This window comes from Pseudomonas sp. Sample_23 (assembly GCF_004307595.1).
Lineage (GTDB): Bacteria > Pseudomonadota > Gammaproteobacteria > Pseudomonadales > Pseudomonadaceae > Aquipseudomonas > Aquipseudomonas atacamensis.
In genome coordinates this window covers 1-25822 of sequence record NZ_RCNX01000029.1, presented here as the reverse complement: position 1 = coordinate 25822, position 25822 = coordinate 1, and the positions used below count along the sequence as shown (strand labels likewise).

The following is a 25822-nucleotide window of genomic DNA, read 5'->3' as shown; positions in this document are numbered from 1 at the left end:
GGGCCTGCCAAGGAGCGCCCGTTATGGCCCGCAAAACCAAGTCGATCCAGTATGTTCCCCTTGAAGAGCGCCCCGAATTCATCGCGGCCATGGCGGCCTTGCCGACGGATCCGGCCGAGCTTGAGGTGCGCGCCGAGCGTGTATTGCAGCTCTATCATGACGCCATGCTGGCCGCCGACGTGCAGGCGTTGGATGACGCCCATCTGGTGCATCAGGCGTGTGTGGTCAAGCTCAATGGCGGCACGTCTCGCGGTTGTGCCAGCGTGCAAGACGTTTTAGCGGCCAAGTTCGCTGCGCCGGCGGGTCAGGTACCGAATTGGGGGCAGTCGGGCGAGTTCCTGCTGGAGGTCGACGGCATGCGCATGGTGGTCAAGATGGGTGCTGGCAGTCTGGCCAATCACGTCGGCGCCGATCTGTACGCGGTGGACTTCGACAAGCCGTTTATCAGCCGCACCGGCTATCGTCACCAGTTCATGCGCCCGGCCGCACACGTCGGCCGCACCGTCGATCAGGCGGTGCGGGCTGAAGTTATGGAAGCATCGGCCCGCGAAGGCTGGGCCACGACGATCGATCAGGAACACGGTAAGCCGAAAGACCGCAAGGTCTGGCCATGGCTGGCCGATGCGTTGGCCGGCGTTCGTCCTGATGGTCAGTTGGCGATGTTCGGTGATGCCCCAAAAGACCCGAATGCCAAGAAGCCCATGAGCAACAAGGAGCGGCAGAAAGCCTTTCGCGAGCGGCAGCGCAAACTCAAGGAAGAGCAGGGCATGCAGGCCGTGCTGCTGGACGAGGAAGAGCGTCAGTTGATCTACCGACTGCGAGAGCTGAAACGCAAGGCCGACCCGATCGACGATCCGCGCCCGTTCTTGCTGACCCAGCGCGATCGCACTTACCTGACCAGTGCATTGGACTACTACGAATTTTGCACCTATGGGAAGTGGAGTCAGGAGTACCCGAAACAGAACCTGCGCGAGCTGTATGTGCGCCTCAGTGTGCATCGCCAGTACGCGCAGGAAACTGACTTTCCGCCGGTCGAGAAGCGTATGGCCTGGGAGCATGAACAGGTGACCAAAAGCATTTGGGACGGCCTCAAAGCACAGGTGGCCGACCTTGAGCGGGAAACCTGCCTGTTGGAAGGCGAGCGCAACAAGGCGCACGCGGCGATCGCGACCTGGGAAAACCGTCTGCGCGCTGCTGGCCAGTCGACCGACTATCGTCCGTTGCCGGGCGAGCAGGGCCACGTTACCGTAACGAATGACAAGGAATAAGCCGATGACTGAGACGTCGAAGTTTGCCGACAGCCCCATGTCAGCCTCAAACGAGGTGCTGGACGTCGGCCCGTTGCTGTCGCTGGATGAGGTGTTGAACATTCGTGATGCGGCGACCTATCTGGTGCGCGTCGAAGGCGAGAGCATGCAAGGTGCCGGCATTTTCGACGGCGACCTGCTGGTGGTGAGCAAGGCGCTGGAGCCGGTGCGCGGGCAGGTCGTGATTGCCGTGGTCAACGGTGAGCCGCTGTGCAAGCGCCTGGACTTCTGCACGCAAGGCCCGGTACTGCGCTCGGAAAACCCGCGTTTCCCGCCGCGTTACGTGCTGGAAGGCGACGATTTTTCTGTTTGGGGTGTGGTGACGCACAGCGTGCGCAGCCATGTTCACCGTGTTTGAGTCGCAGGCCATGCCGACCCCGTCCAACTTTCCGAAAAAGCCGATCCTGCTGCCGCTGACCGATGCCCAGGTGCGCGCCGGTGCTCGCCCGGGCGAAAGCTGGGAGCAGGCCCGGCGCCGGCTGGAGGCGGCGCGAGTGCGCGCAGCGGCCGCCGGTGAGGCGATCGAGCTGGGCGAAACGAGTGCGGCCGAGTCGATCGACGCTATCGGCGACGACGTCGATGCGCCGGAATTTGCCTTTGCCGCGCTGAGCGTGCCCGAGCGCGCCGCCGCTGACTCGCTGGTCGACGACTGGTCGGGGCTGACGGTCGCCCAGGTGGCGGCGCTGGCCGCGCCCGGGGATGACTGGGAAGCGGGGCGCAATCGGGCGTATCGTCTGCATCATTGCGTCACCGCCTGCGCGCCGTGCCCGCTGTGCAATCCCGACGGCGTGCAGCCGTATGGCGGGTGGCTGGACCGGCCCGGGCATGATTGCCGGGCCTGCGAAACCCGGGCCAGCTACAGCAAGATCCCTCACAGTTTTTGACGACAAGGAAATCCCCCGATGCCCCGCAACGAACCGTTGTCCCTGACCCTGCCGGCCGAGCTGGTCGACGCGCTGGCCGACTATGCCCGCGCCGATGCCGAGGCTATGCGTGAGGCGGTGGCACTGGCCGTCACCGGCGATCCGGTGCGCCATGATGACCGCGAGCGCGAACGCACGACCCTGGCGCACGCCTTGGCCTTTCGCCTGCTCAATGACCTGCCGAAGTTGTCAGCCGAGGGCGATCTGGCCGACGCGCTCAATGAGCGTGACGAGGTGTACGAAGACTACCGGCGCAGCCAGCCGCGCCCAAGCCGCTGACAGGAATCCCCACCATGACCGACCCGACCCGCATTGAGCAACGTTTCCCGATGGCCCTGACCTTGGGCCAAATGAATGACCTGATCACCCGCCTGGACGCCTCGGCGGCCAGTGAGGCCGACCCGAATGCCCCGGTGTTCGCGCTGCTCGATGACGTGCGCGAGGCGCGCAAGCAGGCGCTGAGCCTGGCCCCGCGCCCGGTTGAAATGCCGGTCGGTGGCAAGGCTTGAGCTTCGCCGTTACCCGTAACGAATCCCCCTGAAAGGAACCCGATTTATGTTGACCGAACAGCCGTTCCCGCAAGTGCGCACCACCGTGCGCGATCCGATGAAAACGCTGATGGTGATCGACGGACCGCTACAGGGTCAGAAGATCGGCGCTGCGCATGACTGCTTTGAAGCCTTTGATGTGCTGACCGGCGAATCGCTGAAGGTCTGGTATTGCCTGAAGGCCCAGGCCGAGGATTATGTATGGTCATGCGCCGCGAAAAGCTGAGTCCGCCGCGTTACGAATAACGCCGCTTATGTAAAACGACCCCCACCAGTCAGGCGACCGGCGGGGGGCTTTTTTTACGTCCGTGGTTCCCACTTTACGCAAAAGTGGGTGCCCACTTTGCTATCATCTGGTTTTACGCAATACCCGCCCATTACTCGCAAAGGAAGCCTTGCCCATGCCACGACGCAACGGAACCAAAAAACAACGCGCGGCCGAGCTGCTGTCTACGGCCACGCGCGGCCCGGACATGGGCCTGACCTTCACCGCTGCCGGTCTGTCGCCGGAGCAGAAAAAGGTGTTGGAGGCTGAGTTGGCCGATCGTTATCGCCTGTGGTCGCGAACCTGGTTGTTGCCTGAGTTGCGGCGATTGGTGCCGGAGCTGGCCAAGTTGGCCGCGAGCGATCCCGCCGCGCTTGAGCGAACCCATGGCCCGTACGTGAACGGCGCGTGACGCGTCACAACCTACCGAGATAAGGAGATTCAGCCATGTCGCAGGGTTATCAGCCGCTGCCCGGATCTGCCCGCGTCGCACCGCCGCCGCGTAACCCCAACGGCGGCGAAGCCTCGGAGCGGTTCGACTGGCAGCCACGCGGCCGGCCGACACCGGTGCAGGAAGCGGCGCCGCGTCGCACGCTGTTGCAGCGTCTGTTCCGGGGCGGCCTTGGCCGGCCGCTGGTCAATCTGTGGATCGAGGTCCACCAGTGCCACGACAGCCAGCGCATCACCGACACCCAGCTCAAGCTAGGCCGCTACACGCTGCTGCGCTGGCAAACCATCCGCACCGACATGGACGCTTTCTAGCGTCATGGCCGGCGCGTGACGCGTCACAACCTACCGAGAAAAGGAGATTCACCGCATGAACACCCCTGATTTGATCCTGCCCACCGTCGCCGTCGAAGGCGACGAGCTGGTGATTCGCATCACCCTCGACATGCTCTGTCACTCCGTGACCATGGGCGACAACTGGCCAACCCACGGCGACGGCACGTCGACCGCCACCATCGTCGACCGCGAGTTGTTCGCCCAGGAGCTGACCGGCGAGCTGCTGCGCGAAGACGAACAGGGCGCCACGCCGTTGCTGCGCCTGTTTGACGACATGGCCCTGGAAGTGATCGAGCAGAGCGGCGAGTCGATCGAGCTGCACGAATACGAGGACGACGATCAATGAGCGCCCCGGCTCTGGTGTGCGCGGGCGCCCATGCCCGCCTGTTGGTCGACGGCGTCGAGTGGCCGCCGGTGGCCATCGGTTCGGCGCCGATCGGTCATACGGCGCTGTATACCGGCGTGATCAAGTTTGCCGGTCGACTATCGCCGGTGAGGCTCGGCGAGGCCGACCCGCTGTTGCCGGCGGTAGCGCGGTGGGTCGCTGCGCGGCCCTTCACCGGCCCCGGGGCAGTTCGGCGGCGGTTCGGCATCGGTCTGCATCGAGCGCGCCGGCTGCTGACGGCGCTGGTCGAGCGGCGGCTGTTGCGTGGCCAATGGTGCCGGGTGGCGTCGATCGCCTTTGTGGCCGGCAGCGAGGATTGGGCCTTTCGCATCTACCGGGTGCAGCCGTGGGCATGGGCGGATCTGCAAGGCGGTGCGTTATGAGTAACGCGATTATCGGCATCGCCTTGCCGGCCAACGTGGTCGACGTGGTCCGGAGGATGCTTGAGGATCTGAGCCGGGCGCCGAACGAGCTTTCGGTGGCGTATAAGCTGGGTGAGCTGCAAGGGGCCATAATGACTTTGGAGCGCTTGCAGCGTCTGAGCCGTGCCAATGCCGTGCGGCTCTGCCAGCATGCGGATGGTGTGGCCCGGCAGCGCGAGGTCGCGCTACAGGAGAAACCGCAATGACGTTGCCGTTAGGGCCAGAGTTTGAACAGGATCTGCGCGACCTGCGTGCGCTGTCGCCCGAGGTCGCTAGCCTGGCCGAACGGATCGCCCAGGCGGTGCGGCCGGAGGTGACCGAGTCCGGCGCCTCGGTGCTGACCTGGGCATTGTTCGAATTGATGGATGCACTGGCCCAAGACTGGCCTAACAGCGTGCGCGTGACCTGTTCGTGGTTGGGTGATCTACGCGTGTTGGGTGCGCTGACGGCCGCCGAGGTGGAGGGCTTCAAGGCCGAGGTGCGCCGCCTCGGAGGCAATGTGGCGTTACTGTAACGCGCCGTTGATCTGGTAGTCTGCCGCCATTGGCGGGCCGTGCAGGTAAGAGGGGGTAGCGGTGGCATTTTCGTATGAGGGGCCGGCCGTGCTGCGGTTCACTGGCGCGGGGCAAGCATGAAGCGCAAGGGTTACGAGGAAGGCAACTTTCTGGATTTGGTGCGCGCCGGCGCGGTTCGCGAGAGTAAGGCGGCGCGAGTGACAACCCGTAAGGGCGAGCAATGGGCCTTCTATTTTCGCCTTGGCGGACCGGCGTCTGATTGGCATGCGATCCGCTCCAAGCGCGAGCCAGTGCGCACCTGGGCGAAGCTGGACACGCTCGCGGAGTTTGCTGACAAGGCCGGTGTGCGAGTGTTTGCTGTCGAGCAGTAGCGGAAACGCCGGGCACAAAAAAGCCGCCTCTATAGGGCGGCTTTTTCTTTGGTAGACCGGTTACTAAGCGTTCTACCTGTCTCACAGGAAGCATTGACGTAAAGAAGAATACTATTGCGCAACACTGCGCGCAAGTTATTGCAACTATGTACAACATGGCGCGCCGCCAGTATCGGCGTGGGTTTGCGCAATCTATTCACATTTAGACGAGCACCAAGCTCCGCTTTTGAGCCGATACGCCGCACCACATTCCAGATTTTTGACGTAAGATAAACCCGTTGAATGTGAATCGTGATGTGGGTCGGGTTGCTAAACGAATTCTGGACCAAGGGCGCGGACTACTAACCCGCGCGGATGAAACCTGAGGCCCTTTAACCCGGCTGAACCTCACAGGAAGCATTGACATGTTCCGAGGGCGTCATGTGTTCCGGAAAAGCGCCTGGGGTTAGGTCGGACTTCAGAGACCTAAAGTATGAAGCGCAAGCCGAATGCACTGAAGGGGTTGATGATCCGGTTGATGGGTAACCTCATCTACGAATTCATCCGCGACAATTGGGACGATTGGCTGTAACAGCAATCAGACTGAGCGACGTGCGCCGCTCTAACTTCGGTTAGGGCGGTTTTTTTTGCCCATAAAAAAGCCCCGTCAGATGCGGGGCTTTGCTTTGGTGTTGGTCGACTTATTTGGTGCGTGGCTCGACCAAGTCTTTTAGGTCGCCAATGTCAGTTCCGTGCCGTTCCATGAACTCAAGTACCGCGGTGATCATGATGCGCGTGGATGATGTTTTGTGCTGGTGGGCAAAGTCGTCTAGCGCATCCTTGAAGCGGCTTTCCGGCTTGAAGTTGAGCGGGACGCGCTTATGAGGATCTGGCTTTTCGGTGGCGTTGCCGAGGACTGGCGATGCCGAACCGCGCTTAGGTGGCTCGCCTTTGCCGGCGGCGGATGGTTTTTTAACGATGGCGACCATGCGTTTTACTCCGATTCTTTAATTCTTCAATTCGTTATTTATTTAGACAGCTTAGTAAGCATGCTGTCAATTGCCGTTATCAGGCTGTCCGCTTGTTCGCGCGGCCCTGCGAACTGAGTTTCGACTATGGATTTGCCGGCATCTTGGGCGCGGCGATAGCAGTCCTGTTCGTACAGCGAAGGCAGCAGGGTGTAGTCGGTTTGCATCAAAAAGTTACGGCACTCGACCAGCTCTTTGCCGCTATTGCCTACGTGATTCAATACAAGGGCAATGCGTGAAGGATCTACGCCATGCTTGTCTACCAGCGTATTGGCCAAGCGGACGGTCGGCCGCATATCAGTCTTCGCCATGCCGGTCGGCAGGATTATCAAGTCGCAAACCTTGGCCAGCTCGACGGTCATGCTTGAGGCCAGTGGGCGGCCATCAAAAATAGTGAGGTCGTATTTGTCGGAGGCCTTCAGTGCGCTTGCAGCGGTGCCAAAGGCCTGCACGTTGATCGGGGCAAGCTTGGGATTTTGCAGGCGATCAAGTAGCCATTCGTAACTTGAGGACTGGTCGATATCCAAATCTGCAAGGAGTACGTCCCAACCGCCGAGGGTGTAGGTCGCCGCGAGCGCCTCGCAAATCGTTGTCTTGCCTACACCGCCTTTCTGTGAAAAAGCACCAATACGCTTGCCCATGCGAACCCCTAGTTAATTCGTTAATTCTTCAATTCGTTAACACAGGGCGAGTATAGGCCGGCGTGAAACGACTATCAAGAAAATAACGAATTAACGAAATAACGAATCGATCAGACCGAAAGAAGGCAGCGCGAAGGCGGGCCGCCGGCCGAAGCCGGAGAGGTGCGCACGGTGCGCGAAAATTCGGTAAGGGTGCGACTGCGGCGCTGGGAGCGGGGGCGGTTGAAATCCGTGTCTACTTCCATGACTGCGATCAGGCACAGCATGAAGCACAGCGCTTGCGGGGCCAGTACGCCCAGCGTGAAGCCGCGAGTGATCATGTGCGCCTTGTTCTTCGCGCCGAGCTTACTGAGGATGTTGCGCTCGACCATGCGCATGCCGGCATCATCCAGTTGCAGCTCGCTCGCGATAACCGGTGTCGGGAAGCCCTCGGCAGTCTTGACCAGAACGAACAGTTCGCTGTCCGACAGGTTCTGTCCCGGGTAGCCGATAACTTCCTCGCCGTGGATCTGAACGCGGGCATTCATGGGGTGCGCTTCCTTGCGAAATAACGGGGAGGGGGTGTTAGTTGGAAAGGTCGAGGCGGATAGCGTCCAGTTGACGGCGCAGCATGCCAAGCAAGTCGGCCATCTGTTCCATGTGTTCAACGGTGACGTGTCCCTGGTCAATGCAATACAAGGCTGTGGTTTGCATTGAGCCTGCCAGCGAATGGACTTCTTTAATCGCGACCACGCGGCGGCGCTGAATGGCCACTGCGCCGCCGATTTGGCTGATGGAGTGCGGGGTGATGTGGGAAACGTCGCTACCTTGCTGCATGGGGGAACCTGCCTTTCCTAAGTTGCGTGGCATGTTACACGCAAAGTGTAAATCTGAGCAATAAAAAAGCCCTTAGACTAAGGGCGGTTTTTCTATCTATCGTGCGATATGCGCACTACGCGGCCGACGATATCCAGCTTTTCAAGGGCTTCAGGTGTCAAAGTGCTATCAGCGTACTGGGAACTGTCACCCGCTTTCAAGGTGAAAGTGCCGTCCAGTTCGGGGCAGATCCAGCGAATCCAGATGTTGCCGGCAACAATGATCCCGAAAAGGTCAGCGCCGCGCACAGTGGTTTGCTCGCCATCAAGCAATAATTCGTCACCCTCAACGATCATCGGGGCCATGCTGGCATCGATCTGTTTGATGCAAAGCAGTTTATTGCGGTTCATGCCGCGCGCTTCGATATAGCTGACGCTGAACGCGGTGCTGTCTGTGGCCTGGGTCAAAGGCACGGCCCCGGCTTTGGTTTGAATGCTGGTTGGGTTGGCCGTCACATAGTCGGACGTAACCGCATTCAGACTGTCGTTATCGGTGTAGCCATTGATCCAAGCCGGAGTTTTCCCGAAGACTTTGGCGAGCAGCAAAACCATGTCGCTCGGCGGCATGCGCGAGGCCTGTTCCCAATTGGAAAAGCGGGAATAACCGAAGGGCTGGCCGGATGCTTGAGACAGGCGATCGGCCGTCTCTTCCAGCGTCCAACCCTTTTCCGCGCGACACTGCCTAATCCGTTTGGCCACAATTTCCATTAATTCAGACATGCGCAATCTCTCATTCGGCGCCGTGAGTTTTCACGCCTTGGCAATAGATGGATATTATCCGTAACCCGAATAAATATACACTTTAAGTGTAGATACTGCGAAAAAAAGCTTGAGGAATGGGATCCAGTCGAAATAGACTTACACTATTCGTGTAAAGGGGTTTCTATTCGTGGAACTAAATCAGTGGATTGAAAGCGTCGGTGGTGTGTCGGTGCCGGGCAAGTTGAGCCTAGGCGCTATCACCGCCGTTGCCACTCTGCTTGAAGAAGAACCGCGCACGGTGTCCTCGTGGTATCGCAAAGAGCGGCGGCCGTCTTTCAACGCCGGCATGAACATTCTTTCCAAGTCCGGCGGTGTCGTGGACTGGAACGGCATTTATGCGCCGTTCGCCTTGGAAGTGATGAAGGCCCGGGTGAAGAATGTCAGGGCTTAGCCTGCCGTCCGGATTCTCCACGTTGCCGATCGTTCTAAAGGTCGAGCAGCGATTTGGTGTTGCCGGGTTCGCCCGCTTAATCAAGCTGCTGGAGCAGTTCGCCGCCAGTCCCTCGCGTGCCGCCGGCGTCGTCGAGCTGGACGGCAGCGATTGGCGCGAGGCGTTGCAGATCGGCCCGCTTGAACTAAGCGTGTTCATGACTTACCTCGCGGCCGACGGCTTTCTGTACCTCGATCAACCGCCCGAACCAAACTCCCCGTTACGCGTAACGCTTTCGGACTTCCAAGCATTCTTGCCGGCTTCGCCGCTGCCCCGCGTCGCCAATGAATGGCGACTGTGGTTCATCGCTGAGGCGCAAATGCCTGAAGACCAAGGCAAAGACCCTTATATCCAATCTTTGTTCCGTCGTTGGTGTGCTTCCAATACGACGGTCGAGGAAATGAGAGCCGCCATAGAGCTGGCCAGCCAGGAGGGGGCGGACAAGTCGCCGGCCACCCTGCATAACTATTTGATGACTGTGCGCAAAGAAAAATTAGAAGTGGCGCGCCGCTGATGGCGTGCCCAAGGGGAATTCCTTGTTATTGATTGCACTGTCTGGCGGCCACCCAAAAGAGCGCACCGAAATCGCCGATCGCCTTGTTTCCTCTGGAAAGGCGCGCTTGGCCGCGTATTCCATGGAGACGCCCAGCGAGAAAAATGCCGGCCGTCGTGTCGAGCTGCTGCGCGCCTTCTTGGATGGTCCGGCCGACGCCGCATGTGATCCGTCGCCTGTTGACGGGTTGGTGATTGCGAACTGCCTGAGTGAGCTGGAGGCGGCCGAGATTCGCCGCCGTGGTGGTTTCATTTGGCACCTATACAGTCGTCCCTCGGGGTCTGTGAGCATTCGCCGTGGTGATTTGATCGTGACCGATGGAACAGCCGGGTTTGCGCATGTGTGCGAGCCGCTTGAGGCGCTTTCCGAGTCGTGCATGGCCTACTTGGCGGCAAATGGGAGCGTGCGTGCAGCGCTTGAGGATCTGGCGCATGGGCCTCAATAGTCGCGCGTTGCCGGGGTATGCCTATGGCGATCCCGCGAAGATTGTCGAGGCGCAGGAGCTGCGCGCGTTGGGTTGTAAGGTTTGCGTGCGTGCCGAGAGCATTTTTGGCCTGTCGGTGTGTACCAGCGGCCTCAAGTTTCCAGCCTGCAAAAACATGCCGCGCACCGGTTACAGGCTGATGCCCGAGGCCGGCGGCTAAGGGGGCTTCAATGGCGAGAAGGAAAGGTAACAATCGCTTGGATAGCGCCCTTGAACTATGGGCGCGCTGGAGCTGGCCGGAAAGTGGCGGCGGCACCAGTGGGAAATCCATGCTCGCCAAGCTGATCGACAATAAAGGTGAAATCTTTTTCGGTGGTTCCGGTCCGTCTGGCGGCCCTGTCGATGGGCTGGAAAGCAAGATCGAGGCGGCCGTGCTGGGCATGTTTGTCGAGAACGCGCTGCGCGCTGACGTCCTGCGGCTTGAGTACGGGGCGAACTGGTGGGCAGTGGCTGAGCGCCGAAAGATCGTCGGTTATGAGCAGGATGGTATCGGCCAGTTTGAGAAGGCCGACGCGCTGGGTGTGAGCTTGAGAACGTACCGCAGCCGCCTCGCTGAGGCGCGCGCAACCATTGAAACGCTGTTGGGGATCAAATGAACTTCCACCCTTTATTTGCCGGTTTCCGTGGGGAAGATCCCTACGCCGTCGGGGCCGCCCTGGGCTTCGCTATTCATGTCGAGACGGCGCGGGGTGTTCTGCCGGCCGCGCTCAATCCAGAACAGCGCTCGAGCATGGACCACGGCGGGGATCTGGTCGGGTTTCGGTTTGCCGGTGGCTGGGGTGCGCCGGGCGTCTATTGCCTGATGTTCGCCAAGCCCTTGACCACTGTGGCCGCGAAGATGTGGCAGGCAGGTCTCCCCGAGTAACGCGTTAAGGCTGTCGCGCAAGGCGACAGTTCGGCACTACCCGTTCCAGCCAATCAATTTATGGGCATTGTCGCGCCTGCGGCCTTGCTTTGCCTGAAGAAAGACAACGCCGCCCGCCGGCACGGCCGTGGGCACCATTGAGGCACGCACCATGGCGACACTCACGGTTTCTATCTCTGACGCGGTGATCAAGCGGCACGCCGAAGATCCGCACGTCACCGAGTTGAACGACCCCCGGCACCCGCTGCGCTTTCGTTACCGTAACGATCGCAGCAAAGGCAGTTGGCATCTGGTGCGCTACGTCAACGGCCCGAAGTGGCGCAAGGCGGCGAACTGGCCCGACGTGCCGGCGCGGCTGATGATCGACAGCGTGCCCGACGTTCTGGCCCGTCTAATGACCGATCCGACTGCGGTGGCAACCGTCGATGGCTGGGAGCGCGTTGGCCAGGTACTGGACTGGTACGCCGAACGCCTGAAGGCTGACCGGTTGTTATCCAGTGAGCGCAAGGCTTCGGCCCTGTCGGCCATTACCCGCCAGTTGCTGCCCGCCCTGGGCGACTTGGCGCTGTGCAAACTCAACCCCGACACCCTCGATCGCCATTTGATTTGGCATATGCAGGCCGAGTACAGCCTGGGCTACGTCAAATCGACCTTGGACGTGCTGAAAGTCGTATTCAGTCGCGCGCTGACCCTGAAGAAAATCACCGTCAACCCGATGGCGGGCATCACGTTCGGCAACTTCACCAAAGCGAAGATCCGGCCCAAGGGGGCGCGCTTGCGTCATGTGGCCGTTGTGGATCTGCTGGCCGACTGGGCTGAGTTCTTCGCCAAGGATCCGGCCGGCGTCGCGCTGATGGTGTTGATGCTGACCCATGCCACGCGCATCACTGAAACCCGTCTGGCCAAGTGGAAAAACATTCATCTGGACGCGGGGGAGTGGTTCCTGCCCGGGGCTGACACCAAATCAAAGCGCGACCATGTCCTGCCACTGACGCCGCAAGCCGTGGCCTTTCTGCGTCGTTACCGTGAAGACCAAGAGGCGAGGGGGTACACCGGGGCTTTCCTGTTCCCGTCGTCTGTGCGGGCCGGTCGACCTATGTCACGCAGTCAGGCCTTTGCGGTGTTCACCCGTTACGGTGCCGGCGAATGGACAAGCCACGACCTGCGCAAACTCGCACCTTCTATATGGGCAAACCTTGGCGTGGATCCGCTGGTGGGCAAGCTGCTGCTGAATCACGCGACCAGCGAACTGGAACGCACCTACTTCCAAGCCATGGGCGAACAGGTCAAGCGCAACGCCCTGGAACGGTGGCACGCATGGCTCGACGCGCAGGGTTTTGACGCGTTGCAGGACAAGACAGGAGCAAGACGCGCCGTTAAGCCGATCGCCGTAGACCCCTCGGGCTGGCTGGCCTGAGCCGTATAACCCAAATTAATCATATAAGAGGATTTTAAACATGACTGACGTGCCGACGTTGCCAGCGGTGGTGGGGGGCTTGGACGTGGCGACCGATCGCGTCGAAGGCCCGTTGATTGATCTTGTGACGCGTCACAGCGCTGAGGAAAGCGGCGAGAGTGCGGCGGCGCAGCGCAAGCGGGAGCAGCGAGAACGCGACGCGGCGGCCGGGGTTGTCGAGTTGCGCGCCAGAATTGGGCCGATCGAGGCGGCGCAATTGGCAGAGGCCCTTGTATTCCGGGCCTCTGGAGCCGAACCGTATACCGCAACCGAATACGTGTTGACGCTGATCCGTCGTGACGCGGATTTGATCAAACAGCAGCGAGGAGTTGTTGAAAGCAAAAGCTGCGCGCACTGCCGAAAGCCTTTGCCACGGGGCTGCGGAGGGGTTTGGGCTGGGGAATTGCCGTGCGTTTTGCCGCAACTTGAACGGGCGTTGTGGCTGTGATCGAGGTCAAAAAGCGAAGGGTTGACAGGGTAGGGCGTTTACACGTTTAGTGTTTTTTTACACGAAAAGAGTTGACCCCCTTTGCAGTTTCCCCTATCGTTTGCGTCATTGTGGTGTTGTTCCGGCCACGATACTCATCGCAAAACAGTCAATTCAGCCCCCGGCCCTCACAGGTCGGGGGTTTTTTTATGCCTATTCCCCGTGATCGGGAGAACAAACGAGATGCCGAACATGCCCCCAGAAAAAGACCCGACTTTCTGGGTCATTGTTGCTGCTGCACTCAAGGATCACGGCTTGGCCGGCTTGCTGGCCTTCGTCCTGAGTTATCTGCGGATTCTCTACGAAGCCAAAGAACCGCGCTGGGATCGCCAGTTGCTGGAGGCTGCGCTGGGCGGCGTGCTGGTGTTCCTGGTCGGTATCGGCGCTGAGAAAGCCGGTTTGGGGGGTGGCTGGTCTTATGGCGTCGGTGGCGTGGTCGGTGTCCTCGGCGTTGAGCAAGTGCGCCTGTTCGCCCGGCGCTGGGCTGAGCGCAAGGCGGAGACGCTGTGAAGCGCCGGCCGCTGGTGACGGTGATGGTTGTCCTGCTGGCTTACGCCTTGTCGGGACATTTTGAGTGTCGAGAGTCGGCCGCCTGTGACGTGCCGGCCGTTACGCATAACGAGGTGATTTATGGGTAAGAAGCAATTCAAGGTTTTCTTTGACGACGAAGCGCCGCAAATCATCTACGCGGATCGTCACGTGACGCGGGGCGACCATGGTGCATCGTTCTTCAACGAGGGCAGAGCCGGCGAAGGTGCGACTGAGTTGGTTGCGGACTTCCCCAAGGTTCTCGGGGTAGTGCAGGACGTGGTTTACCTTCCGCCGGTGTCTGAGGTCATCGACTTGCCTGAGTCTTCGGTGGGTGTTGCTTCGTTGCGCCGTTTTGCTTCGCCGCTTGTGGAGGCGATCGAGGCGGCGGCCTTGCTGGTTGCGGATCTGGAGCAGATGCCGGTGGCAGGGCCAAAGCACCTCACGGTTCACGGCCGTATGGCTGCGCATCTGGATCTGTTGTTGGCCGAGCAGGCTTCTGCGCTCTGTCGCCCGATCGCCTCGGCGCCGGCGTATGCGGGTTAAGCCACCGCCTCCGGCGCCGCCGCCAATGCGGTCGGGCTTACATAAATCGAACTGGTTGGGTGTGCTGTTGCAAGTGTTGCTGCCAATGCTGATTGGCGCCGCTTGCGCCTTGCGCATGGTCGGTTACTGGCAGTAGGGACAAGGGGGCTGAATGTTCAAGGTCGGTTTCGAGCTGGATTCAGCCGCGTCTCTGTTGCAGTTGGATGATATAGAGCGTCGGCAGATCCCCTTCGCCCAGGTTCTGACCGCAACCCGGCTGGCCCAGCGGGTCAAGAAAGGCATGTTGCCGGTGATGAAGGCCCGGCTTGATCGGCCGACACCGACCACGCTGAACAGCCTGTTTACGAAAGCGGCCACCATGTCGGGCAAGCCGGCTGAGGTCTATTTCAAGGATTCGTGGGCCTCTGGCATTCCTGCTGACGTTTACCTTCAGCAGGCGGTAACCGGCGGCCTGCGTCCGCATAAGCGCTTTGAAAAGGCGCTGATCGCTCGCGGCGTCATGCAGGCCAACGAATACGCGGTGCCTACTGCGCCATTCATGAACCAGTACGGCAACGTGTCGCGCGGCACCATGACCAAGATCCTGTCCGGCATGGGGGCCGCGTCATTGCGTGCGGGGTATCAGGCCAACGCCACGAACAGCCGTCGAAGCAAGGCCAAGGGCAACGCCCATCGCTATTTCTCTGCTGAGGTCGACGGTACGCGCGGCGTGTGGGAGCGCGTGTCGATGGGTATGGGTGATGCGGTGCGACCGGTCTTTGTATTCAGTGCCTCGGCGCCGCGTTACCGCACCATTTTCCCGTTCTTCAAGATCGGCGAGAACATCGTGAAGGCGAACCACGCGGCCGAGTTCGCCCAGGCATTCGCCGACGCCAAGGCTACGGCGCGCTGATCAGGGGGGCAGGGGTACGAAAGGGCGACGAATGGTCGCCTTTCGTGCCCTTTTCGCTTGACAGGGGGCGGGGGGAGCAAATCCAAAAGGTACTCCCGGACCCCACCCCCATTGGGGGTAATTCGGGCCCCGCTGCTTCGCTACATATGACCCATTTTTGAATCGAGGTTGTTGTTTCAATCATGACGACGAAGTCCATTGCTCAGCAGCCGGGGTGGCTGAACAAGTCGCGCATGGCGGCGAGCCTCGGAATTTCCGTGCAGGCCTTTGATAAATGGAAGGTTGACCCGGTTCAACGCATCGGCCGCGAGGCGTTCTATGACGCCAAATCGGTGTTGGCCAATCGGCTCAAACATCAGGGCGCGAAAGATCAACCTGTCGACGATGACGGTAATCCGATCGATCCGCTCATTGAGTACAAGCAGGCACAGCAGAAATTGCGCCTGACAACCGAGCAAGCCGACGGGCAAGCGATGCGAAATCAGGTCAAGGCAAAAAAGCTGGTGCCGGTTGATTTTGCGGTGTTCGCCCTGGGCAAGTTGAGCGCAATGCTCGGCTCAACCCTCGACACCGTGCATGCCAAGGTCAAGCGCAAATGCCCGGACATAGAACCGCGACACCTTGAGGCTATCCAGCGCGAGGTCGCCATAGCGCGAAACGACGCCGTCAAGTTGGCGGACAAACTGCCGGAGTTACTCGATGAGTTCGTCGATTCCTTGGATGAGGGCGCTGATTGAGAGTGTCCGCAAGGGGCTGGAAGGGCTTTACAAAGAGCCGCCGCTGACCGCGACGGAATGGGCAGACAAGCACTTTTATCTGTCGTCCGAATCGTCCTACCAAGAGGGCAAATGGACCACCGCCCCGTTTCAAGTCGCGATCTTGAACGCGATGGGCAATGACCTGATCCGTGAAGTCAACGTGCTCAAGTCGGCCCGGGTCGGCTATACGAAAATGCTGGTAGCCAACATGGGCTACAAGATCCAGCACAAGAAACGCAACGTCCTGACGTGGTGCCCGACTGACGGGGATGCGGATGGGATGATGAAGCGGCACATCGAAACGATGATCCGCGACGTGCCAGTGGTAAAGGCCTTGGCGCCTTGGCTCGGCACGAAGCATCGAGATAACACGCTCGATGAAAAGCGTTTCGATAACGCGAAGATGTTGTGGTGCCTGGGCGGAACGGCGGCGAAGAACTACCGCGAGAAAAGCCCGGACGAAGTGATCTACGACGAGCTGTCGAAGTTCGACGCGGACATTGAAGGCGAGGGCGCCCCGACCATCTTGGGCGACAAGCGTCTGGAAGGCGCCACGTTCAAAAAGTCGATTCGCGGATCCACCCCGACGACGATTGTGCCCGCTGCTGAAGGCGAGGAAACGACGGGCGAGGGCTGTCAGATCACGCGGGCGGCGGATGATTCGCCGCACCTGCTGCGCTTCAACATCAAGTGCCCGCACTGCCAGACGGAACAGCATCTGAAGTGGGGCGACCCCGATACACCGTTCGGCATCAAGTGGCTGCTCAACGACCTAAAGCAGGTCGAAAAGGCGTGGTACGCATGCGAGTCCGGCCACGGTTGCACGTTCGAATATCACGAAATGATCGCGGCGTCGGCCAGCGGTCGCTACATCTGTGAGCGTTCCGGGATCTGGACGCGGGACGGCATGGAGTGGTTCACCAGTGCGGACAAGCCCATGCAGGCGCCGCGCTCGGTGACGTTCCATATCTGGACGGTGTATTCCGAGTTCGTCACCTGGGCGGAAGTCGTCAGCGAGTGGATCAAGGTCAAGAAAGACCGGGGCAAGCTCAAAACCTTTATCAACACCACGTTGGGCGAGGCTTGGGAAGAAGATCAGGGCGAGCAGTTGGAGTGGCAGCACCTACAGGCACGCCGCGAGGTATATGCCGAGGTGCCGCCTTGGGTGGTCGCCATCTTCGGCGGCATCGACACGCAGGACGATCGTTACGAGGGTCGGTTTTGGGGGTTCGGTGCTGGTGAGGAAGCCTGGTTAATTCACAAGTTCGTTCTGCAGGGCGATCCGGCAAGCGTCGAGCTGCGCAAGAAAGTTGGCATCGAACTGAAAAAGCGGTTCGTTCGTGCTGACGGCACGGTGATGACGCTGGAGCGAGCGTGCTGGGACCAAGGCGGTCACTACTCGGACGAAGTGCGCGAGGAAAGCATTAAGCACGGCGTGAACTGGATCATTCCGGTGTTCGGTGCGTCGACCTACGGCAAGCCGATCGCGACGTGGCCGCGCAAGAAAACGAAGGTCAAGGGCGGCCGAATCTACCTCGTTGAGGTCGGCACGGATAACGCCAAGGAGCTGATTTACAACCGCTTGACGATTCAGCCAGACGCGCCGGGGATTCGTGTTCCTGGTTGTCTGCACTTGCCTGCCAACGACGAGTTATGCGGCGAGGATGAATTGCGGCAACTGACGGCCGAGCGGCGTAAGTGGGTGATCGTCAAGCATCGGCGCGTACAGCGCTGGGACGCCGGCGGTCGCCGCAATGAAGCGCTCGATTGTCTGGTTTATGCCTTGGCCGCGCTGCGCATCAGTCAGGCGCGCTTTGGCCTTGATCTGGACTTGCTCGCGCGGCAACTGCCGAGCGGTGTGTGGCATGTGCCGCCGGCCGAGGATGACCCCGAACCGGACGACGAGCCGCAAGCCGCAGAACCTGAGCCGTTACGCGTAACGGTCGAACCATCACCCCCACAACCTGCATCGTCGTCGGACGAGGCCGGCGCGTGGATCACGAAAGGACAAGGCGCATGGCTGTAGCACCCACGGCGCAAGACATGGTGGATCGCTATCTGGCGGCAGAGATTGCCGTGCTCGATGGCAAGGAAACGTTTTTTCAGGGCCGCAAAGTGGTCATGTCGGATCTGAAAGACATTCAGGCCGGTCGCCTGTTTTGGGAGCGTCGCGTGGCGGCTCAGAACTCGGCAGACAGTGGCCGCCCTGGGCATGCGTTGGCGGTGTTCCCGTGAACGTCGTCGACAAGGCGCTGCTGCCTTTCTTCCCGCACGCGGTTATGGAGCGCATGAAAGCCCGGCACGTCATTCGCGCTTTCGAGGCGGCCGAACCGAGCCGCACGCACAAGGCCAAGCGCGAGACGCGCGGGGCAAATCGTGCGTTGCAGCATGCCGGCAAGTCCATGCGCGACCAGTGCCGGGCGCTGGATCAAAACCACGACATCGTCACCGGTCTGTTTGACCGGATGGAAGAGCGGGTGGTGGGTGGCCCGGGCATTTCGGTCGAGCCGATCCCGCTGACCTTGACCGGTGACGTGCATCTGGAGTTTGCCGCGCTGATCAAGTCGCACTGGGCGGAATGGTCGCTGAAACCGGAGGCCGCCGGCGAATTGTCCCGGCCGCAGATGGAGCGAATTATCTGCCGCACTTGGCTGCGTGATGGTGAGGCGCTGGCTCAGGAACTGGTGGGCAAGATCGCCAATTACGAGCACTTGCACGCGGTCCCGTACTCGCTGGAACTGCTGGAATCGGACTTTCTGCCCTGGGAGAAAAACGACGAGTCAAAGGGGATTATTCAGGGCATCGAGCGCAATTCCTGGCGCCGGGTGCGGGCGTTTCACTTGCTGAAACAGCATCCCGGCGATTCGCTGGGGCGTGGCATGACGCTCGACACCAAGCGGGTGCCGGCTGAGCAGATGATTCACATTGCTTACCGCAAGCGCATTGGTCAGAACCGTGGCCAGCCGCTGCTACATGCGGTGATAACCCGTCTCGCGGATATCAAGGATTACGAGGAAAGCGAGCGGGTCGCGGCGCGTATCAGTGCGGCGTTGGCCATGTACATCAAGAAGGGTTCCCCTGACGACTACGTGGCGCCGAAGGCCGGTACGGATGCCCGAACATTCCAGATGGCGCCGGGCATGGTGATCGACACGCTGCTGCCCGGTGAAGAGGTCGGGATGATCAAAAGCGATCGGCCCAATCCCTTCCTTGAAGGCTTCCGAAACGGCCAGCTCAAAGCGGTCGCGGCCGGTGCGCGCATTGGCTATTCGAGTCTGGCGCGCAGCTATGACGGCACGTATTCGGCCCAGCGGCAGGAGCTGGTCGAGGCCCAACTGGGTTACGACCAGTTGCAGCACGACTTTATCGACTACTGGTGCCGCCGCGTTTATCGCAACTGGCTGCGCGTCGCGATCATGAGCGGCGTGATCAAGGTCCCCCATGACGTCGATCCTCGGACCGTTTACGGCGCGATATATCAGGGGCCGGTGATGCCGTGGATCAACCCGGTGCATGAGGCGACCGCGTGGAACCTGCTGACTGAAAGCGGCTTTGCCGACGAGGCCGAAGTGGCCCGGGCACGTCAGCGCAATCCGCAGGAGCTGAAGCGTTCGCGAGAAGCGGAGATTAAAGCCAACCGGGAAAAAGGGCTGGTCTTCAGCTCGGACGCCTATCACAAGTTCTATGGGAAAAATCAGACCAATGAGCAAACACAAAAACCTGCCGCTGATGCGGCCAAAGGCGTCAGTGGGGACGACGACTAACGCCGGCGATAGCTGGTACTCGATGCGCGCGCTGTCAACGAGCATCGCGGAACTGCGTATCGAGGGTGAAATTGGCGCGTGGGGCATCACTGCCCAGCAATTCGCCAAGGACCTCAAGGCGCTCGGTAACGTGTCACAAATCAACATGTACGTGAATTCACCCGGCGGCGAAGTGTTCGACGGGATTGCGATTTACAACATGCTCAAGCATCACCCGGCCCACATTGACGGCGAGGTGGGTGCCCTTGCCGCGTCCATGGGCAGCGTGATTCTCATGGCGGCCAATACCCGAAGCATTCCCGAAAACGCGGCAATCATGATCCACAAGCCCTGGGGGATTCAGGGCGGTGACGCCGAGGCCATGCGCCGCTATGCCGAGCTGCTCGATCAGGTCGAGGGTTCGCTGGTACAGGCGTATGTCGAGGCTACTGGCAAGACCGCTGAAGAAATCCACGCCTTGCTCGAGGCGGAAACGTGGATGTTTGGCAGCGAGGCGGTGGAGGCCGGTTTCGCGCACAAAATTCTTGAACCTCTCAAGGCCTTCGCTCAAATCAATTCGCAACGTATGCAGGAGTTCACCAAAATGCCACCAGACTTCAAGAATCTGCTGACCCCGCCGCGCGCCTCGGTCACTCCGCCGCCGGCGGCTACGCCACCGGCAGCAGTCACCCCGCCGGCGGCGGTCACTCCGCCGGCGAATCAGACGCCCGAGCAGATCCGCGCTCAGGCTCTGGCCGACGAAGGCACGCGCCGCACGGCGATCACCGCCGCGTTTGCAGCGCCGTTTGCTGCGCCTCACGCGGCGCTGCTGACCGAGTGCCTGAATGACGTGAATTGCACGATCGAAGCGGCCAACGCGAAGCTGCTGGCAGCGATGGGCGCCGGGACCACTCCAACCGGTTCGCAGATCATTCACGGCCACATTTCCAACGGCAATCTGGTGGGTGACTCGGTGCGTGCATCGATCGCCAGTCGCATCGGTCAGGCCGAGGTGCAGAAGGACAACGCCTATAACTACATGAGCCTGCGCGAGCTGGCCCGGGCGTCGCTGACCGATCGCGGCATTGTCGTGGCGTCGTATAACCCGATGCAAATGGTGGGTCTGGCGTTCACTCACGATTCCAGCGACTTCGGCAACATCCTGCTCGATATCGCCGGCAAGTCGGTGCTGCTGGGCTGGGACGAAGCGCCGGAAACCTTCGACAAGTGGACGAAGAAAGGCCGTCTCAGCGACTTCAAAACCGTCAAGCGTGTGGGCATGGGCGCCTTTGGCAGCCTGCGTGAAGTTCGCCCAGGTGCTGAGTACAAGTACATCACTACCAGCGATCGCGGCGAAGCGATCCGTCTGGCCACCTACGGCGAGCTGTTCGGCATCACTCGCCAAGCGATCATCAACGATGACCTCGATCAGCTCAGTACCGTGCCTTACAACATGGGTCTGGCGGCGCGCGGCACGATCGGCGATCTGGTTTACGACGTGCTGACCACCGGACCGAAGTTGAGCGACGGCAAGGCGCTGTATCACGACGATCGCAAAAACCTGTTGAAGGGCGCCGGATCTGCGTTGTCGATCGAGGCGCTGAGTGCTGCAAAAACCGCCATGGCCTTGCAGAAGTCGCCAGCGGCCGAAGGCACCAAGTCGCGCACCTTGAACATCCGCCCGGGCTTTGTGCTGGTGCCGGTGTGCCTGGAAGACAAGGCGAATCAGTTGATTCGTTCCGCCTCGGTACCGGGCGCGCAAAGCAATGCCGGCATCGACAACCCGATCCGCAACTTTGCCGAGGTGATCGCCGAGCCGCGTCTGGACGATGTTTCGGCGATCGAGTGGTATCTGGCCGCCAAACAAGGCACCGACACTATCGAGGTCGCCTATCTGGACGGTGTGGATCAGCCGTATATCGAGCAGACCCAAGGCTTCACCGTTGACGGTGTGGTCAGCAAGGTGCGGATCGATGCCGGCGTGGCCCCGCTCGATTCTCGTGGCCTGAACAAGTCGCTCGGCAAGTAATCGGCCGAACCATCGGAACCCCGCGCTGTGCGGGGTTTTTCATTTCTGCAAAGGAGTAATTGGCATGGCCAAGAATCACGTTGGTACAGGTAAGACCGTGGACTTCACGGCCCCGGTTGGCGGGGCGTTTTCGGGTGTTCCGCTGGTATTGAACGACATGGTGGTTATTCCCACGTCGACCGGCGTCAGTGGCACCAAGATGGTCGGCATCACCGATGAAGAGTGGCGTTTGCCGGCAGAGGGCGCGCTGTTGCTGGGGCAGAAGGTCAATGTGCTGGCCGGTGTGTTGGTGGCTCCAGAGGTGGCCGATTCGGTGCCTTTCGGCAAGCTGACCTCTGACGCCGTTGGCGGCTTCGCTAATGCGTTGCTGATCCAGTGATGACCGCCGGGCGCTTTCGTGAGCTGGCGGCCCGTATGGACGCCGTGCTGGTCGATCGCTTGGGCGACCCGGTGACGCTGGCCAGCGGCCGCCCGATCAAAGGGGCCTTTGCCTCGCCGTTTGTCGGCGCCGAAATCGGCGGCGGCAAGGGCGGGGCGGTGCGCTTGGGTTCGGCGATCAATGCGGACGCGGTGCTGGAGCCGACTCTAACCGTGCGGTTGGTCGACGTGCCTGATATCAAAAAGGGCGACTTTCTTACCATCGATTTGCCGGTCTACTTGGGCGGCGGCCGCTACAAGGTCAGCCGCTTGAAGCCTGACGGTGCCGGCATGGTCGATCTGGTGTTGAGTGTGGGCAATGAGCGAACTGACGACATTACATGAGGCGATGAAAAGCACGATCGCGGCGGCCATGCCTCGGTTCCTGCACGTCGAGCACTTCCCCGAGCTGGGTTCTTTGGTTGAAACGCCGGCCCTGCTTTTCGGGGTGACGGACATGACCCTGGGCACCGATCGCGGCGAAGGGAAAACGGCGCTGATCGGTCGTTTTCAGTCGTGCATTCTGGTCGACGCAACGCGCAATAAGGCCTCACTGCAAGCGTCCATTCTGGCGGCGCAAATGACCTCGATCCTGAGTTATCAGTATTGGGGATTGGACTTTATCACCGGCCCGCCGGAGAACATCCACGCCCAGCCCGAGGCGCCGATGCCAGACCTTGAGCAGTTCGTTATGTGGTCGGTGCAGTGGACGCAAACCTTTGAGGTCGGTGACTTTGAATGGCCATGGCCAGACGAGCCGCCGGGTACGCTGATGTTCGGTTTCAACGCTGACAAGGCGCCGGAGTTTTTCCCGCCGGAGGATCTGCCGTGAGTTACCCAAGCGGGGAGCATGACCGCATGATTGCGGCCATGCTGATGCCTTGCGCGGTGGTGGGGGTTGATCTGGCGGCCGGTGCGGTTCGGGTATCGAATGGCGAGTGGACGAGCGCCTGGGTGCGCTGGCACAGCCTCGCGGCCGGTAAGGCGCGGCACTGGCGATCGCCGAGCCTTGGCGAGCAGGGGGTTTTGTTCAATCCCAGCGGGCAAGCGGGCATCGGAACGTTTATCCCTGGGCTGTACGGCAATGCCGGCGCTCAGCCCGATAATCGCGATCACGTCGAGGTCTGGCGGTTTGATGATGGGGGTTCGCTGGTCTACGACTGGGAGGCAAGCAGCTACACGATCACCGTGCCCAGCGGGACCGTGACAATCAAAGTCGGCGGTACCGAACTGGTCGTTACGGATAACGCCGTGACGGTGAAGTCTGGAACACTCGACATTGAGGCCACTGTGAACATCAAAGGACCGGTCAACATCGACGGGCCGTTACACGTAACGGGCAACATCGCCGGCGACGCGAACATAATGGCCGCCGGCAATAGCGACAATCACCACAAGCATTGATCAATCAACCATGCAGCCCGCCAAGCGCGGGCTTTTTTGTGTCTGGAGGAAACCCATGGCCAAGGCCACTGCAACGCCCGGCGCTGATGCGTCGACGTCGACGGATCTGCGTTTGACCTTTCGCGATACGGTCTTTACCTCGCGCACCCTGTGCATCCCTGGCACCAATCGCACGCTCGCCGTGGTCAAGGCCTCGGTCGATGTTTCGGCGTCCGATGAACAGGCTGTGACGTTCCTGAAATCCCATCCCGAACTTGAAGCCCAGGAGTAACGCAGATGATCGGAATGGATCGCCAGACCGGCCAGCCCATTACCGGCATTGACAGCGTTATTCAGTCCATCGGCGACATTCTCAGCACCCCGTTGGGCAGTCGCCGGGAGCGGCCCGACTACGGCAGCAAGCTACGCACCTATGTGGACTTGCCGGTTAACGCCGGCTGGATCAGCTCGGTGCAGGCTGAGGCCGCGCGGGCGCTCGGCCGCTGGGAGCCGCGCGTGAAGCTCAAGAGCGTCAAGGTGCTTTCTGTGCTGGGCGGGAAAATCAATTTGGGTGTCGCCGGCGAGTACCTGGGCGACGACTTTCTGGCCGAGGTGAGCGCATGAGTATCTTGGATCTATCCGCGCTGCCGGCGCCGGACGTGCTGGAGCCGCTGGACTTCGAACAAACCTTTGAAGACAGCTTGAGCATGTTTCGCGGGAGCATGGGCGACAACTGGACGGCCAACCTTGAATCAGATCCGGTGGTCAAGCTGCTGGAAGTCGGGGCCTATAACAAGCTCGGCAACCGTGCCCGGGTAAACGATGGCGCCAAGGCGCTGCTGCTGGCCTATGCGATCAAGAGTGACCTCGATCAGCTTGGCGGCAACGTCAATCTGCCGCGCCTAGTGATCCAGGCCGAGGACCTGACGGCCACGCCGCCAGTGCCTGAAGTGCTGGAAGAGGACGACCCTTACCGGGAGCGCATTCAACTGGCTTATGAGGGACTGACCACGGCGGGGCCGCGTAACAGCTACATCTTGCACACGCGTAACGCCTCGGGTCTGGTGGCCGACGCCTCGGCTGAAAGTCCGGAGCCTTGCCACGTTACGGTAACGGTGCTGAGCACTGAGGAGAAAGGCGAGGCCAGCCCCGAGTTATTGGACGTCGTCCGGCTGGCTCTGGATGACGAAGACACCCGGCCGGTCGGCGATCGGGTCACGGTGCAAAGCGCGGAAATTCTGGAGTACCGAATTGACGCCATCCTGCACATGAGCAGCGCCGGCCCGGAGGGTGACGCCAGTCTGGCAGAAGCGAAACGACGCCTTGCCGCGTGGATCAATCCACGCAAGCGGCTGGGCGTTGAGGTGGCGCGCTCGGCTGTGGACGCTCAATTGCACATTGCCGGCGTTTCCCGGGTCGAGTTGGTGGGCTGGCAGGATCTGGCGCCTACCAAGGCGCAGGCGGCGTGGTGCACCGGCTACGAAGTGACGATGGCGGGTGCAACATGAAAAGCCTGCTGCCGAGCAATAGCACGCCTCTGGAGCGGGCAATCGAGGCGGCTTTCTACGATCGCACGATTGTCCCGCTGCGCACCCTGTACAACCCCGACACCTGCCCGGTCGAGCTGCTGCCGCATCTGGCATGGGCATGGTCAGTCGATCGCTGGGATTATCGATGGTCTGAGGCGACCAAGCGCGCGGCCATCAAGGCGTCTTTCTACATCCACAAACACAAGGGCACGATCGGCGCGCTGCGCCGCGTGGTCGAGCCGCTGGGCTATCTGATCGAGATTGTCGAGTGGTTCAAGACCGTGCCCGAAGGCGAGCCGGGCACCTTCGCACTGAAGGTCGGGGTTCTCGATACCGGCATCACCGAAGAAATGTATCAGGAGCTTGAGCGCCTGATTGACGACGCCAAACCCGTCACCCGGCATCTGACCGGGCTGGCGATCAGTCTGGAAACTCAAGGCAATTTGAATATCGCCGTGTCCGTCTACGAAGGCGACGAAATCGACGTTTACCCGCCCGTCATGCGTGACATTGAGGTCACTGGCAGCTTTGGCGTGGTCGGCCGCGAACACACCATAGACACCCTGGACGTTTATTATGATTGATGCGAATTCGCAGTTTTTCGCGATCCTTACGAATGTGGGGATGGCCAAGCAGGCGAACGCCGACGCGCTCGGCATTCCCTGGCTGATCACGCAAATGGGCGTGGGGGATGCCAACCCGAACGGGCTGGCCGATCCTCCCAATCCGGTGCCGTCGGCCAGTCAAACCAAGCTGCTCAACGAGTGGCGCCGCAAGCCGCTCAACCAGCTGAAGATTGACCCGGTCAACCCGGCGGTGATCATCGCCGAGCAGATCATTCCGGCCGACGAGGGCGGAAAGTGGATTCGCGAAATCGGCCTTTACGATGCCGACGGCGATCTGGTGGCGGTGGCCAACTGCGCGCCAAGCTTCAAGCCG

Annotated in this window: 43 protein-coding genes; 38 read left to right on the top strand and 5 right to left on the bottom strand. The window is 60.8% G+C overall.

What is annotated here, in order from left to right; genetic code table 11:
• The first annotated feature begins 23 nt into the window (after positions 1-23).
• The 13 genes from D8U82_RS28045 (at position 24) to D8U82_RS06010 (ending at position 5519) form a co-directional block, all read left to right on the top strand.
• Complete coding sequence (locus tag D8U82_RS28045) at positions 24-1268, top strand: hypothetical protein (RefSeq protein WP_177434117.1); 1245 nt, start codon at positions 24-26, stop codon at positions 1266-1268.
• A 37-nt stretch (positions 1269-1305) separates the two neighbouring features.
• Complete coding sequence (locus D8U82_RS06065; protein ID WP_241668046.1) at positions 1306-1665, top strand: S24 family peptidase; 360 nt, start codon at positions 1306-1308, stop codon at positions 1663-1665.
• Positions 1649-2191 carry a hypothetical protein gene (locus D8U82_RS06060; RefSeq protein ID WP_130901867.1) on the top strand — a complete coding sequence of 181 codons (543 nt, stop codon included), beginning with the start codon at positions 1649-1651 and terminating at the stop codon, positions 2189-2191. Before D8U82_RS06065 ends, D8U82_RS06060 begins: the two co-directional genes overlap by 17 nt.
• Before the next feature lie 18 nt (positions 2192-2209).
• Positions 2210-2509, top strand: coding sequence for a hypothetical protein (locus D8U82_RS06055; protein WP_130901866.1), 300 nt, complete (start codon positions 2210-2212; stop codon positions 2507-2509).
• Positions 2510-2523: 14 nt separating this feature from the next.
• The gene (locus tag D8U82_RS06050; RefSeq protein WP_130901865.1) at positions 2524-2739 is read left to right on the top strand and encodes a hypothetical protein; all 216 of its coding nucleotides are present in this window, start codon (positions 2524-2526) and stop codon (positions 2737-2739) included.
• Between the two features lie 46 nt (positions 2740-2785).
• Positions 2786-3004 (top strand): hypothetical protein, encoded by a 219-nt coding sequence (locus D8U82_RS06045; protein WP_130901864.1) that lies wholly within the window; start codon positions 2786-2788, stop codon positions 3002-3004.
• A 175-nt stretch (positions 3005-3179) separates the two neighbouring features.
• The gene (locus D8U82_RS06040; protein WP_130901863.1) at positions 3180-3455 is read left to right on the top strand and encodes a hypothetical protein; all 276 of its coding nucleotides are present in this window, start codon (positions 3180-3182) and stop codon (positions 3453-3455) included.
• Between the two features lie 35 nt (positions 3456-3490).
• Complete coding sequence (locus D8U82_RS28040) at positions 3491-3805, top strand: hypothetical protein (protein WP_177434116.1); 315 nt, start codon at positions 3491-3493, stop codon at positions 3803-3805.
• Between the two features lie 55 nt (positions 3806-3860).
• Positions 3861-4172, top strand: a complete 312-nt coding sequence (locus tag D8U82_RS06030; protein ID WP_130901862.1) for a hypothetical protein — start codon at positions 3861-3863, stop codon at positions 4170-4172.
• Positions 4169-4594 carry a hypothetical protein gene (locus D8U82_RS06025; protein ID WP_130901861.1) on the top strand — a complete coding sequence of 142 codons (426 nt, stop codon included), beginning with the start codon at positions 4169-4171 and terminating at the stop codon, positions 4592-4594. Before D8U82_RS06030 ends, D8U82_RS06025 begins: the two co-directional genes overlap by 4 nt.
• Positions 4591-4839, top strand: coding sequence for a hypothetical protein (locus D8U82_RS06020; RefSeq protein ID WP_130901860.1), 249 nt, complete (start codon positions 4591-4593; stop codon positions 4837-4839). The genes D8U82_RS06025 and D8U82_RS06020 overlap by 4 nt, the downstream gene beginning before the upstream one ends.
• On the top strand, positions 4836-5147 hold the full coding sequence (locus tag D8U82_RS06015) for a hypothetical protein (protein ID WP_130901859.1): 312 nt from the start codon (positions 4836-4838) through the stop codon (positions 5145-5147). Before D8U82_RS06020 ends, D8U82_RS06015 begins: the two co-directional genes overlap by 4 nt.
• Positions 5148-5264: 117 nt before the next feature.
• Positions 5265-5519, top strand: a complete 255-nt coding sequence (locus D8U82_RS06010) for a hypothetical protein (RefSeq protein WP_130901858.1) — start codon at positions 5265-5267, stop codon at positions 5517-5519.
• A 680-nt stretch (positions 5520-6199) separates the two neighbouring features.
• Here D8U82_RS06010 and D8U82_RS06005 read toward each other — a convergent pair.
• From D8U82_RS06005 to D8U82_RS05985, 5 genes are all read right to left on the bottom strand, one after another.
• Positions 6200-6487 carry a hypothetical protein gene (locus D8U82_RS06005; protein WP_130901857.1) on the bottom strand — a complete coding sequence of 96 codons (288 nt, stop codon included), beginning with the start codon at positions 6485-6487 and terminating at the stop codon, positions 6200-6202.
• Between the two features lie 38 nt (positions 6488-6525).
• Positions 6526-7167 carry a ParA family protein gene (locus tag D8U82_RS06000; protein WP_130901856.1) on the bottom strand — a complete coding sequence of 214 codons (642 nt, stop codon included), beginning with the start codon at positions 7165-7167 and terminating at the stop codon, positions 6526-6528.
• 110 nt (positions 7168-7277) lie between these two features.
• The gene (locus D8U82_RS05995; RefSeq protein ID WP_130901855.1) at positions 7278-7694 is read right to left on the bottom strand and encodes a LuxR C-terminal-related transcriptional regulator; all 417 of its coding nucleotides are present in this window, start codon (positions 7692-7694) and stop codon (positions 7278-7280) included.
• A gap of 37 nt (positions 7695-7731) precedes the next feature.
• Positions 7732-7983: a hypothetical protein gene (locus D8U82_RS05990; RefSeq protein WP_130901854.1), complete on the bottom strand. Its 252-nt coding sequence runs from the start codon at positions 7981-7983 to the stop codon at positions 7732-7734.
• A 92-nt stretch (positions 7984-8075) separates the two neighbouring features.
• Positions 8076-8741 (bottom strand): LexA family transcriptional regulator, encoded by a 666-nt coding sequence (locus D8U82_RS05985; protein WP_130901853.1) that lies wholly within the window; start codon positions 8739-8741, stop codon positions 8076-8078.
• 169 nt (positions 8742-8910) lie between these two features.
• Here D8U82_RS05985 and D8U82_RS05980 point away from each other — a divergent pair, with 169 nt between their 5' ends.
• The 25 genes from D8U82_RS05980 to D8U82_RS05860 all read left to right on the top strand — a co-directional run.
• The gene (locus tag D8U82_RS05980) at positions 8911-9174 is read left to right on the top strand and encodes a hypothetical protein (protein WP_130901852.1); all 264 of its coding nucleotides are present in this window, start codon (positions 8911-8913) and stop codon (positions 9172-9174) included.
• 22 nt (positions 9175-9196) lie between these two features.
• Positions 9197-9727 (top strand): hypothetical protein, encoded by a 531-nt coding sequence (locus tag D8U82_RS05975; protein ID WP_130901851.1) that lies wholly within the window; start codon positions 9197-9199, stop codon positions 9725-9727.
• A gap of 22 nt (positions 9728-9749) precedes the next feature.
• Positions 9750-10211 (top strand): hypothetical protein, encoded by a 462-nt coding sequence (locus D8U82_RS05970; RefSeq protein WP_130901850.1) that lies wholly within the window; start codon positions 9750-9752, stop codon positions 10209-10211.
• A complete protein-coding gene (locus tag D8U82_RS05965) occupies positions 10198-10410 on the top strand; it encodes a hypothetical protein (protein WP_130901849.1) in 213 nt (70 codons plus the stop codon). The genes D8U82_RS05970 and D8U82_RS05965 overlap by 14 nt, the downstream gene beginning before the upstream one ends.
• 37 nt (positions 10411-10447) lie before the next feature.
• Positions 10448-10846 (top strand): hypothetical protein, encoded by a 399-nt coding sequence (locus tag D8U82_RS05960; protein ID WP_130901848.1) that lies wholly within the window; start codon positions 10448-10450, stop codon positions 10844-10846.
• Positions 10843-11115, top strand: coding sequence for a hypothetical protein (locus D8U82_RS05955; protein WP_130901847.1), 273 nt, complete (start codon positions 10843-10845; stop codon positions 11113-11115). The genes D8U82_RS05960 and D8U82_RS05955 overlap by 4 nt, the downstream gene beginning before the upstream one ends.
• Positions 11116-11266: 151 nt before the next feature.
• Positions 11267-12532, top strand: a complete 1266-nt coding sequence (locus D8U82_RS05950) for a site-specific integrase (protein WP_130901846.1) — start codon at positions 11267-11269, stop codon at positions 12530-12532.
• A 40-nt stretch (positions 12533-12572) separates the two neighbouring features.
• On the top strand, positions 12573-13019 hold the full coding sequence (locus tag D8U82_RS05945; protein WP_130901845.1) for a hypothetical protein: 447 nt from the start codon (positions 12573-12575) through the stop codon (positions 13017-13019).
• 231 nt (positions 13020-13250) lie between these two features.
• The gene (locus D8U82_RS05940) at positions 13251-13568 is read left to right on the top strand and encodes a phage holin, lambda family (protein WP_227974568.1); all 318 of its coding nucleotides are present in this window, start codon (positions 13251-13253) and stop codon (positions 13566-13568) included.
• A gap of 120 nt (positions 13569-13688) precedes the next feature.
• Positions 13689-14132 carry a hypothetical protein gene (locus D8U82_RS05935; RefSeq protein ID WP_130901843.1) on the top strand — a complete coding sequence of 148 codons (444 nt, stop codon included), beginning with the start codon at positions 13689-13691 and terminating at the stop codon, positions 14130-14132.
• Positions 14133-14283: 151 nt separating this feature from the next.
• The gene (locus tag D8U82_RS05930) at positions 14284-15024 is read left to right on the top strand and encodes a hypothetical protein (RefSeq protein ID WP_130901842.1); all 741 of its coding nucleotides are present in this window, start codon (positions 14284-14286) and stop codon (positions 15022-15024) included.
• Positions 15025-15206: 182 nt separating this feature from the next.
• A complete protein-coding gene (locus tag D8U82_RS05925) occupies positions 15207-15761 on the top strand; it encodes a terminase small subunit (protein ID WP_130901841.1) in 555 nt (184 codons plus the stop codon).
• Entirely contained in the window at positions 15724-17808 is a 2085-nt protein-coding gene (locus D8U82_RS05920; RefSeq protein ID WP_130901840.1) for a terminase gpA endonuclease subunit, read from the top strand. The genes D8U82_RS05925 and D8U82_RS05920 overlap by 38 nt, the downstream gene beginning before the upstream one ends.
• Positions 17799-18017 carry a primosomal replication protein PriB/PriC domain protein gene (locus D8U82_RS05915; RefSeq protein WP_130901839.1) on the top strand — a complete coding sequence of 73 codons (219 nt, stop codon included), beginning with the start codon at positions 17799-17801 and terminating at the stop codon, positions 18015-18017. Before D8U82_RS05920 ends, D8U82_RS05915 begins: the two co-directional genes overlap by 10 nt.
• Positions 18014-19546, top strand: coding sequence for a phage portal protein (locus D8U82_RS05910; protein ID WP_130901838.1), 1533 nt, complete (start codon positions 18014-18016; stop codon positions 19544-19546). The genes D8U82_RS05915 and D8U82_RS05910 overlap by 4 nt, the downstream gene beginning before the upstream one ends.
• Entirely contained in the window at positions 19485-21554 is a 2070-nt protein-coding gene (locus D8U82_RS05905) for a ClpP-like prohead protease/major capsid protein fusion protein (protein WP_130901837.1), read from the top strand. The genes D8U82_RS05910 and D8U82_RS05905 overlap by 62 nt, the downstream gene beginning before the upstream one ends.
• Positions 21555-21618: 64 nt before the next feature.
• Positions 21619-21933 carry a hypothetical protein gene (locus D8U82_RS05900; protein ID WP_130901836.1) on the top strand — a complete coding sequence of 105 codons (315 nt, stop codon included), beginning with the start codon at positions 21619-21621 and terminating at the stop codon, positions 21931-21933.
• Complete coding sequence (locus D8U82_RS05895) at positions 21933-22316, top strand: hypothetical protein (protein WP_130901835.1); 384 nt, start codon at positions 21933-21935, stop codon at positions 22314-22316. Before D8U82_RS05900 ends, D8U82_RS05895 begins: the two co-directional genes overlap by 1 nt.
• Entirely contained in the window at positions 22291-22803 is a 513-nt protein-coding gene (locus tag D8U82_RS05890; protein WP_241668043.1) for a hypothetical protein, read from the top strand. The genes D8U82_RS05895 and D8U82_RS05890 overlap by 26 nt, the downstream gene beginning before the upstream one ends.
• A complete protein-coding gene (locus D8U82_RS05885; RefSeq protein WP_130901834.1) occupies positions 22800-23375 on the top strand; it encodes a phage baseplate assembly protein V in 576 nt (191 codons plus the stop codon). Before D8U82_RS05890 ends, D8U82_RS05885 begins: the two co-directional genes overlap by 4 nt.
• A 55-nt stretch (positions 23376-23430) precedes the next feature.
• Positions 23431-23646: a hypothetical protein gene (locus tag D8U82_RS05880; RefSeq protein ID WP_130901833.1), complete on the top strand. Its 216-nt coding sequence runs from the start codon at positions 23431-23433 to the stop codon at positions 23644-23646.
• 5 nt (positions 23647-23651) lie between these two features.
• Entirely contained in the window at positions 23652-23978 is a 327-nt protein-coding gene (locus tag D8U82_RS05875) for a GPW/gp25 family protein (RefSeq protein ID WP_122611995.1), read from the top strand.
• Entirely contained in the window at positions 23975-24862 is an 888-nt protein-coding gene (locus D8U82_RS05870) for a baseplate J/gp47 family protein (RefSeq protein ID WP_130901832.1), read from the top strand. Before D8U82_RS05875 ends, D8U82_RS05870 begins: the two co-directional genes overlap by 4 nt.
• On the top strand, positions 24859-25467 hold the full coding sequence (locus D8U82_RS05865; RefSeq protein WP_130901831.1) for a phage tail protein I: 609 nt from the start codon (positions 24859-24861) through the stop codon (positions 25465-25467). The genes D8U82_RS05870 and D8U82_RS05865 overlap by 4 nt, the downstream gene beginning before the upstream one ends.
• On the top strand, positions 25460-25822 hold a 363-nt coding region (locus D8U82_RS05860; RefSeq protein WP_177434115.1), incomplete at its 3' end, for a phage tail protein. The genes D8U82_RS05865 and D8U82_RS05860, both read left to right, overlap by 8 nt.